The organism is Chondromyces apiculatus DSM 436 (assembly GCF_000601485.1).
GTDB lineage: Bacteria > Myxococcota_A > Polyangia > Polyangiales > Polyangiaceae > Chondromyces > Chondromyces apiculatus.
This window is the reverse complement of sequence record NZ_ASRX01000140.1, coordinates 1-8594: the sequence shown is the minus strand read 5'-3', so window position 1 is coordinate 8594 and position 8594 is coordinate 1. Positions and strand designations below refer to the sequence as shown.

9 protein-coding genes are annotated in these 8594 nt (G+C 69.1%); 6 read left to right on the top strand and 3 right to left on the bottom strand.

What is annotated here, in order from left to right; all coding sequences use genetic code 11:
• Positions 1-391 precede the first annotated feature (391 nt).
• Positions 392-1372: an SDR family oxidoreductase gene (locus CAP_RS42850; RefSeq protein ID WP_044252442.1), complete on the top strand. Its 981-nt coding sequence runs from the start codon at positions 392-394 to the stop codon at positions 1370-1372.
• An 84-nt stretch (positions 1373-1456) separates the two neighbouring features.
• Here CAP_RS42850 and CAP_RS42845 read toward each other — a convergent pair whose 3' ends face one another.
• The 3 genes from CAP_RS42845 to CAP_RS42835 all read right to left on the bottom strand — a co-directional run bounded on the left by CAP_RS42845 (position 1457) and on the right by CAP_RS42835 (position 3843).
• Complete coding sequence (locus CAP_RS42845; RefSeq protein WP_081865849.1) at positions 1457-2644, bottom strand: App1 family protein phosphatidate phosphatase; 1188 nt, start codon at positions 2642-2644, stop codon at positions 1457-1459.
• An 86-nt stretch (positions 2645-2730) separates the two neighbouring features.
• Complete coding sequence (locus CAP_RS42840; protein ID WP_044252440.1) at positions 2731-3240, bottom strand: hypothetical protein; 510 nt, start codon at positions 3238-3240, stop codon at positions 2731-2733.
• Between the two features lie 126 nt (positions 3241-3366).
• Positions 3367-3843: an STAS/SEC14 domain-containing protein gene (locus tag CAP_RS42835; protein WP_044252438.1), complete on the bottom strand. Its 477-nt coding sequence runs from the start codon at positions 3841-3843 to the stop codon at positions 3367-3369.
• 370 nt (positions 3844-4213) lie between these two features.
• Here CAP_RS42835 and CAP_RS42830 point away from each other — a divergent pair, with 370 nt between their 5' ends.
• The 5 genes from CAP_RS42830 to CAP_RS42810 all read left to right on the top strand — a co-directional run.
• A complete protein-coding gene (locus tag CAP_RS42830) occupies positions 4214-4594 on the top strand; it encodes a phage holin family protein (RefSeq protein WP_044252435.1) in 381 nt (126 codons plus the stop codon).
• Entirely contained in the window at positions 4591-4956 is a 366-nt protein-coding gene (locus CAP_RS42825; RefSeq protein WP_044252432.1) for a hypothetical protein, read from the top strand. The genes CAP_RS42830 and CAP_RS42825 overlap by 4 nt, the downstream gene beginning before the upstream one ends.
• A gap of 130 nt (positions 4957-5086) precedes the next feature.
• Complete coding sequence (locus CAP_RS42820; RefSeq protein WP_044252448.1) at positions 5087-6412, top strand: AAA family ATPase; 1326 nt, start codon at positions 5087-5089, stop codon at positions 6410-6412.
• Positions 6413-6486: 74 nt separating this feature from the next.
• Positions 6487-6933 carry an HNH endonuclease family protein gene (locus tag CAP_RS46865; protein WP_052376928.1) on the top strand — a complete coding sequence of 149 codons (447 nt, stop codon included), beginning with the start codon at positions 6487-6489 and terminating at the stop codon, positions 6931-6933.
• Between the two features lie 147 nt (positions 6934-7080).
• On the top strand, positions 7081-8594 hold a 1514-nt coding region (locus CAP_RS42810; protein WP_156041681.1), incomplete at its 3' end, for a M16 family metallopeptidase.

Genomic DNA, 8594 nt, shown 5'->3' with positions numbered 1-8594 from the left:
GGCGCGGCGGGGGAGGGGCGCTCGGCGCCGGAGCGGAGGAGGGCGGTGCCGGCGGGAGGCCTCTCCGCAGGGGCCAGAGCGCAGGCGGGCCACTCCTGAGGCCCGCCGCAGCGCCGGCCCCGTAGGAGAGGCCTCCCGCCGGCACCGCCCGCCGCAGCGCAGGCGCCGAGAGCCCCTCCCCCACCGCGCCGGCCAGACCGGCCCACCCTCCCGGCGCTCCCCATTCCCCAGCCCCAGCCGCGAACATGACAGGAGGTGTCAACAATCCCCCCCTATACCCCTCTCGTCCCTCTCGTCCCTCTCGTCCCTCTCATCCCTCTCATCCCTCTCATCCCTCGACGACCTCTGCCCTCTGCCCTCTGCCCACCGGGCGCCCACCAGGAGACCTCTCATGACGACGAAACCCCTCGAAGGAAAGATCGCCCTCGTTGCCGGCGCCACCCGCGGAGCTGGCCGTGGCATCGCCACCATGCTCGGCGAGGCAGGCGCCACCGTGTACTGCACAGGCCGCAGCGTCCGCGGCAAACCGGCAACCGGCACCCGCCCCGAGACCATCGACGAGACCGCGGAGATGGTCACCGCCCGCGGTGGGCACGGCATTCCCGTGCAGGTCGACCACTCCGTCGAGCCCCAGGTCGAAGCCCTCATCGCCCGCATCCGCAAGGATCACGGCAAGCTCGACCTCCTCGTCAACGACATCTGGGGGGGAGATGCGCTCACCGAGTTCAAGAAACCCTTCTGGCAGCTCTCCGTCGAGACTGGGCGCACCATGCTCGACCGGGCGATCTTCACCCACATCATCACCGCCAAGCACGCCGTCCCTCTCCTCCGCGAGCGCGAGAAGAGCCTCATCGTCGAGATCACCGACGGCGACACCTACGCCTACCGCGGGCACCTCTATTACGACCTCGTGAAGACCACCGTCATCCGCCTCGCCTTCCTCTATGCGCGCGAGCTGCGGCACACCGGAGTCTCCGCGGTCGCGGTCACGCCAGGCTTTCTCCGCTCCGAGGAGATGCTCGAAAACTTCGGCGTCACCGAGGCCAACTGGAAGGAGGGAGCGGCCACCCATCCGGACTTCGTCGCCTCGGAGACGCCCTTCTTCGTCGGGCGCGCCGTCGCGGCGCTCGCGGCCGATCCGAACGTGCGCGCCAAGAATGGCCGCGTGTATGCCTCGTGGACCCTCTCCGACGAGTACGGGTTCACCGACATCGACGGCAGCCGCCCGCACTGGGGCAACTTCTTCCAGACCAAGTACGGAGATCGCGTCAAGCCGCGCAAGGCCTGGCGTGACCTCGACGACGGCTTCTACGACTACTGGAACTCCGACTGGATCGAGCTCTCCGCACCTGACTGGATGGATGGCTGGTGAGCTGACGGCGGACAGAGGGTGCGCTGACGGAGCGTCACCCGGGCGGCTGGACTGGCGCCGCCGGGTGGAGCGCCCCGCCGGGCTTCAGGGGGACTGGGGGTCCGGGTCCACCCTCTCCAGCACCCCGGTCGCGGCCTCGTCTTCTTCCTTGCGGGCCTGCACCTCGGCCACTTCCTTCCACTGGATCCAGCCCTGGCCGGCGGCGTGGCGGGCGGCGGTCACCGTATCGTCCACGGACTGCATCTGGCTGCCGGCCATGCGGATGTCCTCCGCGATGGCGGCGAGCACGGCGTCGCGGCCCTCGCGGTGCCGCACGTTGCGGATGTAGACCCCGCGGATGCGCCCGGGGAACTCGCGCACGATGGAGCGGTAGTGCTCCGCGTCTTCCTGGCCGCTGTCGCCGATCAGGAGGAATGGCAAGGGCTCCATGGCGCGGAGGATGCTCCGGATCTTCTCCAGCTTGTGCCCGTGGCCGCCGCCGGGAGCGATGCCGTGGCGGCTCAGGCCCCAGTCGCGGAGAAGAAGCGGACCGGCGGGGATCCGGTGCAGCGCCAGGAACTCGTCGAGGTGCTCGTAGAGGTTCCAGGGGCTCGACGACACGTAGAAGATCGGGTTGCCGGCGTGGCCGGTGCTGCCCTGCTGGAGGGCGGCGTAGAAGGCATCGACGCCCTCGAAGGGGAGGCGCGTCCGGTGGTCGGTGAGGAACAGGGCCCAGGCGCGCTTGAGGAGGTCGGTCACCTCGGTGACGATGACGGTGTCGTCGATGTCGCTGATGATGCCGAGTTCCGCGTCGAGGCCTGCCACCAGCACCGGCGCCTTCACGGACACGCCATGGCCAGACTTTGGCGAGAGCAAGGACAGCTCCACCTCGTGCCATCCCGAGGTGGTCCCCTCGGGGGGCTCCACCGCGAGATCCAGGAAGCCTTCCTCGTCGGTGGTGCCCTCCCAGACGCGGTCGCCCCAGCGCGCCATCACCCGGGCGCCCGGGATCTCCAGCGTCATGTAGCGCTTCCACGACACCCAGGCGCTCCCGACCAGGCTGCGCTGCTTGATGGACGACGAGGTGCCCGTCGCGCGGCCGTGCCGGTCCTCGAGCACGCGCGCCTTGATCACGCACGCGCGCGTGGTCCCGTAACCGCGGTAGGGGACGATGCAGGGGGGCTGCGCCAGCTTGAGGCGGGAGCGCAGACGGTAGCTCCACGTCTCGATCTGGTGCTCCACGTGGAAGGCAGCCTTGACCAGCGCGCTCGGCGACCTCGGGGGCGACGACATGCTGTCGGCCTCTCCCGGGGCGCCTTGAGCGTCAAGAGCGTCAAGAGCGTCAACGGTTTCTCGCCTTGCCGCAGCCTGGCTCGCCGCTACTCGTCAGTGCACACCTGCTGGGTGCAGGCGCCGCCGAGTGGGGCGCAGATCCCGCAGCTCTCGTTGCAGCAGTACTCGCCCACGCCGCAGGTGTTGCCGCCGCAGGGCACGCTGTGGTCCTCGCACACCTGCTGCGTGCAGGAGTTCCCCTCGGGCACGCACAGGCTGCAGCTCGCGTTGCAGCAGTACTCCCCTGCCCCGCAGACGGCGTTGCCGCAGGTGTCGCCCTTGCCCTCCGTGCCGTCGCTGTCCTGGAGGAGCATGTCGCCGTTCTGGTCCACGCAGATGCCGCCGCAGTCGGCGCCGGTTGGCGGGGCGCAGTCGTCCCTCCAGTCGTCGACGCAGGAGGCGTTTCCGGGACACGGGATGCCGGCGATGCCTCCGCAGGTCACCGGCTCCTGCATCTTGCCTCGGGTCTCCTCGTCCTCGGTCACCGGAGGGGTCCAGGGCTCGTCGTCCTCGGTCCTGCAAGCTCCTCCGAGGAGGCTCACGACCGCCACCATCATGCCCAGCGTTACGCCTCGACCGTTCATCGCAACCCTCGCTTTCTGGGTGCCGACCGGGGAAGCGTCACGAAGCGCATCACCGCGGTGGAGACCGAGGGATGAGCACGATGCATGCCATCGAGAGGGTCAGCGGCGGGCACCAGTCGCGCTGGCCGCGCTGGCTGCGCTGGCCGCGCTGGCTGCGCTGGCCGCGCTGGCCGCGCCGGCGTCGAGCAGCCTGCGCCGCTGCTCCAGCCAGGCCAGCGCCTCGGCCTCGGACGCGCAGAAGATGGAGGGGTGATCGGGCATCTCGGCGAGGAGGTGGAAGGTGGTCATGGTCATGCGCACCATCACCTTCTGGGTGAAGCCGGCGCCCGTGTAGGCGACGCCCCGGAGAGGCAAGCTGAGCGCCACGCGGGCGGCCTTGCGCACCTCCGCGGGGATCAAGCCGAGCTGCGACACGTCGGTCAGGACGAGCAGGTAGTCCTTCTCCCGGGGGACCTCCCGGATCCACGCGACCATGTCGCGCATCTCGGCGAGGGAGAGGGAGCCGACGATGGCGACGCGGATCAGATCCGGAGGTTCGAAGGAAACGATGTGGGCGCCGAAGGTCGTCTGCTGCATGGGTCCCGTCTCTCGCGCACGGCTCCCCCACGGCCTCCATAGTGCACGACGTGAGAGGGAGGCGCGACGGCGTCGCGGCAGGTCTGCCGTCATTCGGGCGTGTAGAAGCGGACGACATCGACTGTCGACGCGCGACGCGGGGCATCCGGGGGTTCTTCGGTGAGCGCCCCAGGTGCCGGGGATGACAGCCGGCGCGACCTGACCGGTTTCTCCTTCGGCCTCGTCCCTCGGGGAGAACCAGGCTCCTCCCGGTGAGCTTTCGGGCGCCTCCCCGCTAGTGACCGTCCTTCAGCAAGCGCATGCCATGGGAGGCGTCGAGGGCTCGTGCCGGCTCTCAGCGGCGGGGGATTCCAGCAGAAGAAGGGGAACCATGGACGAGGGTACGCATTCGAGAACGCCCACTGGAGAGCTGCTCCGGGAGGCGGTCGGCGCAGCGGGCGAGCTGGCTTCGACCGAGGTGGAGCTGGCGAAGGACGATCTGAAGCAGACCGCCCGCAAGTCGGCCAAGGCGGCCATCGTGCTCGGCGCGGCGGTGGTCACGGCGGTGTCGGGACTCCAGCTCATGCTGCTCTCGGCGGTGCTCGCGGGTGGGAAGAAGCGGAGCCGCTCGGTGCTCATGGGCCTCGGGATGGTGACGCTCGGCGCTGCAGGTGGAGCGGTGGGGGTGGCGATGTTGCCGACGAACCCACTCGGGAAAATCAAGGAGCGGATCCAGTCGGACATCGACCAGATCAAGGAGCAGATCACGTGAGCGAAGAGCGAGACGGCGGGCGGGGCGAGGCGATCACGCAGGGTGGTGCGCCGGGTGGTGAAGGAGAGGGACGCGAGGGGCGCGCCGGGGAAGGGCGCGAGGGGCATGCTGAGGAAGGGCGCGAGCAGCTCGAAGCGCGGGCCGAGGCCACGCGCGAGCGGTTGACCGACGCGGTGGCGGAGCTGGAGCGCCGCGAGGAGGCCGTCGAGGAGACGCTGAAGAAGGCGCTGGCGATCGGCAAGCAGGTGCTCAGCCACCCGGCGACGCCGGTGGTGGTGGTGGGCGTGGTGGCGCTCTCCGTGGGTTACGCGGTGGCCCGGAGCCGGCGGCGCGCGCGGCGGCGCTGGTCGCTTTTCGGCTGAGCAGGCCGGACTCAGGGCGGGGAGCTGGCGCAGAGCCGCGGGGGCGAGGTACGGTGGGAGCCACTGTGCCCTACCATGCGACGCGGATATGGCGGCTACCCGCGAGCCCCTCGAACGGCTCGTACATTCCATGAGAATCGATCGCCTGGAGATCCAGAACTTCAAAAAGTTCGAGCGGGCGGTCCTGGACCTTCATCCGCAGTTCGCGCTCCTCGTAGGAGAAAACGGCTCCGGGAAGACGAGCATCCTCGATGCACTGGCTGTGAGCTTGAGTGTCTGGCTGGTCTATCCGCCTGACGCGCAGGTGAGAAGCAGCGGCCGCCAGATTCTCAAGAACGAAATACGGCTAGAGCCATTGCATAAAGGCGATCGCATCCAGTTCCGCGAATGCATCCCCGTGGTGATTCGAGCCACGGGAAGGATTGGTGAACACGACGGCGTCGTCTGGACCCGTAAGCTGGGAGAGACAGGCAAAACCACCAGCAAGGATGCCGGTCAGGCGCTGGAGATCATTCGCGACATCTACCAGCGCGATGGCGACGGCGAAGACATTCTCTGCCCGATACTCGCTTACTATGGAGCGGGCCGCGCATGGCTCCCCTCGAGCGAGCGCAAGAAGAGAGACAGTACCTCGGGTGGCCCGGCTCGGCGATGGGCTGCATTCTACGACTGTTTCAACGAGAGGGTGCGTCTGCCGGATCTGAACCAGTGGTTCCGGCGCGAACTCACCGCCTCGGCGAGCCGCCAAGGTCGCATGCGTCCAGGCTTTGAAGCGGTGCGCCGCGCCGTCATCCGCTGCACCGAGGGCGCAGATGACCTCTGGTTCGACCCAGATCGCGATCAGATCGTGCTCTCCATTGAGGGACAGCCACAGCCATTCGACAATCTGAGCGCTGGTCAAAGCATGATGCTCGCGCTGGTCGCCGACATCGCCATCAAGGCAGTCACTCAGAACGCGCATTTGCTCCCCCCCGAAGAGCTAGGTCCAGAAGACCAGGCTCTCCCCCGCGTGCTCCGTGACACCCCTGGCGTGGTGCTCATCGACGAACTCGACGTGCACCTTCATCCGCGCTGGCAGCGGCGCGTCGCGACCGACTTGAAGAGCACGTTCCCGGCGATCCAGTTCATCTGTACCACACACTCTCCTCAGGTCATCGGTGAGGTCAGGCGTGAAGAGGTACGCCTGCTGGGAGCCGACGGCATCACGCAGCCCGCCGTGGCGCTCGGGGCCGACTCCAACTGGATCCTGGAGCATGTGATCGGTGCCGCCTCCGAGACGGAGCTGGCCAGGCACCTCCAGCATGAGGTTCAGGAGGCCATGGACAGTGACGATCTACCTGCCGCACGAGGCTCTCTGGAGAAGCTCGCGGACCTCCTCCAGGGAACGACGGGTGAACTCGCGGAGTTGACGACAGGACTCGCAAACGCGTCATTGATTTCCATATCGAACACCTGAACCCACAGGAGCACTGTGTCCGTGGTCAGGACACAGAGTACGGAAACCTCGTCGCGTGCTGGCCACGCCCGAACGTGCAGTTCGAGGCACGTTACGGGGCACGGAAGAAGGGCAACTGGCCATCGCTATCGCCCTCGCAAGACCCGAAGAAGCCCAGCGAGAAGGACCTCTTCGTTTCACCGCTCGATCCCCAGTGCACCCAGCGGTTCGCCTTCAAACAAGATGGCACGATCTCTCCGACCGCTCCGGATGATGGCGCCGCGATGGAAACGATCGCGCGGCTAGGCTTGAATGACGGGGAACTCGTGGCGCTGCGCGAGCGCGCCATACGCGGAGCCCTGTACCCCTGCAAGCGTTGGCTCACGCCGAAGGAAACGCGGAAGCTGCTCCGAGAACTCAAGAAGGATGCCACCGATCTGGACCAAGGACACTCGATCAGGCTTCGCCCTTTCTGCTTCGCAATCGAGCAAGCCGTCGAGCGCCGGGTCCGGAAGCTCGAAGGGTTTCCAGCTCAGAAGTGAAGAGGCTCAGGCGAGAAGCGCGGTGGTTGCAGGCACGCCTGCGGCGTGAACGTGGAGAGCAACGAGCGCGCTAGAAGGGCACGGCCAACGCCCCTCGTCAGCTTCTGCTCGCGCAAGGAGGCCGCGCCATGCATATCATTGCTCCCCATGGCTCCTTCACCGTTCGGTTGCACCGCCTTGCTCGCGGGCGTGCTGGCGTTGCTCACGGTGGATCGGGTCGGCCGGGCCGAGGAACCTCCCACCTCGCGCGCGCGGACTCCGACGACCGCAGCGCCGGCTGCGCCGGCTGCACCGACGAGGCGCGCTGCGGGGCAGGAGGCGGGCGGACCTCGGGTGCGGATGCCGCTGGAGACGTTCGCGCTCTCGAACGGGCTGCGGGTGGTGCTCCAGGAGGATCACGGCGCGCCCACCGTGGCGATCACCGTGGTGTACCTCGCCGGGCGGCAGCAAGATCCCCCGGGGGCGCCGGGGATGACGGCCATCGTCGCGCGGCTCCTGGAGCACGCGTCGACGCGGCACGTGGCGCGCGGGCAGAGGGCCAGCATCCTCGGGGCCGTCGGGGCGCCCACGTGGCAGGTGGTGTTCCCCGGCGAGCTGGATCGGACCCTGGTCACCCAGGCGGTGCCGAGGGAGGCGCTGGAGCTCGCGCTGTGGTTCGAGAGCGACCGGATGGGGTTCCTCCTGGACGGGGTCACGCAGGGGGCGGTGGAGGCGGAGCACGCGGCGCTGCTGGAGGTCGCGCGGGATCCGAAGAAGCGCAAGGTCGACGACGAGCTGATGGAGGCGCTCTTCGGGGCGGGGCACCCGTACGGGCCGCGGTCGCTCTCGGAGATGCCTCCGCGCGAGGCCGAGGTGCGGGCGCACGTGCAGCGCCACTACCAGCCCGCGAATGCGTTCCTGGTGCTCTCGGGGGACTTCGTGGCGGCGGAGGCGAGGGCGCTGGTGAAGCGGTACTTCGAGACGCTGCCCTCGGGGCCGCGGCCGCCGCAGCGCGCGCCGATGATGCCGGGGCCGCGGAAGCAGAGCGCGCCTCTGCGGATCGCGGCGGGCATCGAGGCGCCGGTGGTGGTGGTGTCGTGGCCGACGCCGGAGTTCCTCGCGGACGATGACGTGGTGTGCGACGTGATGGCCAGCGTGCTGGAGGCGCGGCTCGGCAAGCGGCTCAAGGGGACGCCGAAGGTGCTGCTGCGGGTGGGCGCGCAGCAACGCTCGAACCAGCTCGCCAGCGCGTTCTCGGTGTACGCGGCGGTCGCGCCGGGGCGGAGCGTGGAGGAGGCGCAGCGCGTGCTGGAGGAGGAGGTGGAGCGGATGAAGGCGTCGGAGGCGACGGAGGCCGAGATGCGGCAAGCGCGGTTCGATCTGCTCCGGCACACGGCGGACAGGGCCGAGGACGTGCACGGGCGCGCCGTGCAGATCGCCTCGTTCGTGGCGCAGAACGGGCGGGCCGATTTCCTGGAGCACTACCTGGCCAGCTACCAGGCGATGGCGCCGGCGGCGCTGCGGCGGGTGGCGCAGCAGTACCTGACGGCGGAGCGGCGGCTCGTGGCGGTGCTGGAGCCGACGGCAGGCGCGGCGCCCGGTCCGGATCTGAACGAGGGGTTCGTGGCCATGGCGCGGGGCGAGGTGGCGGGGCGGCGCGACGCGGCGGGCGCGGGCGCGGG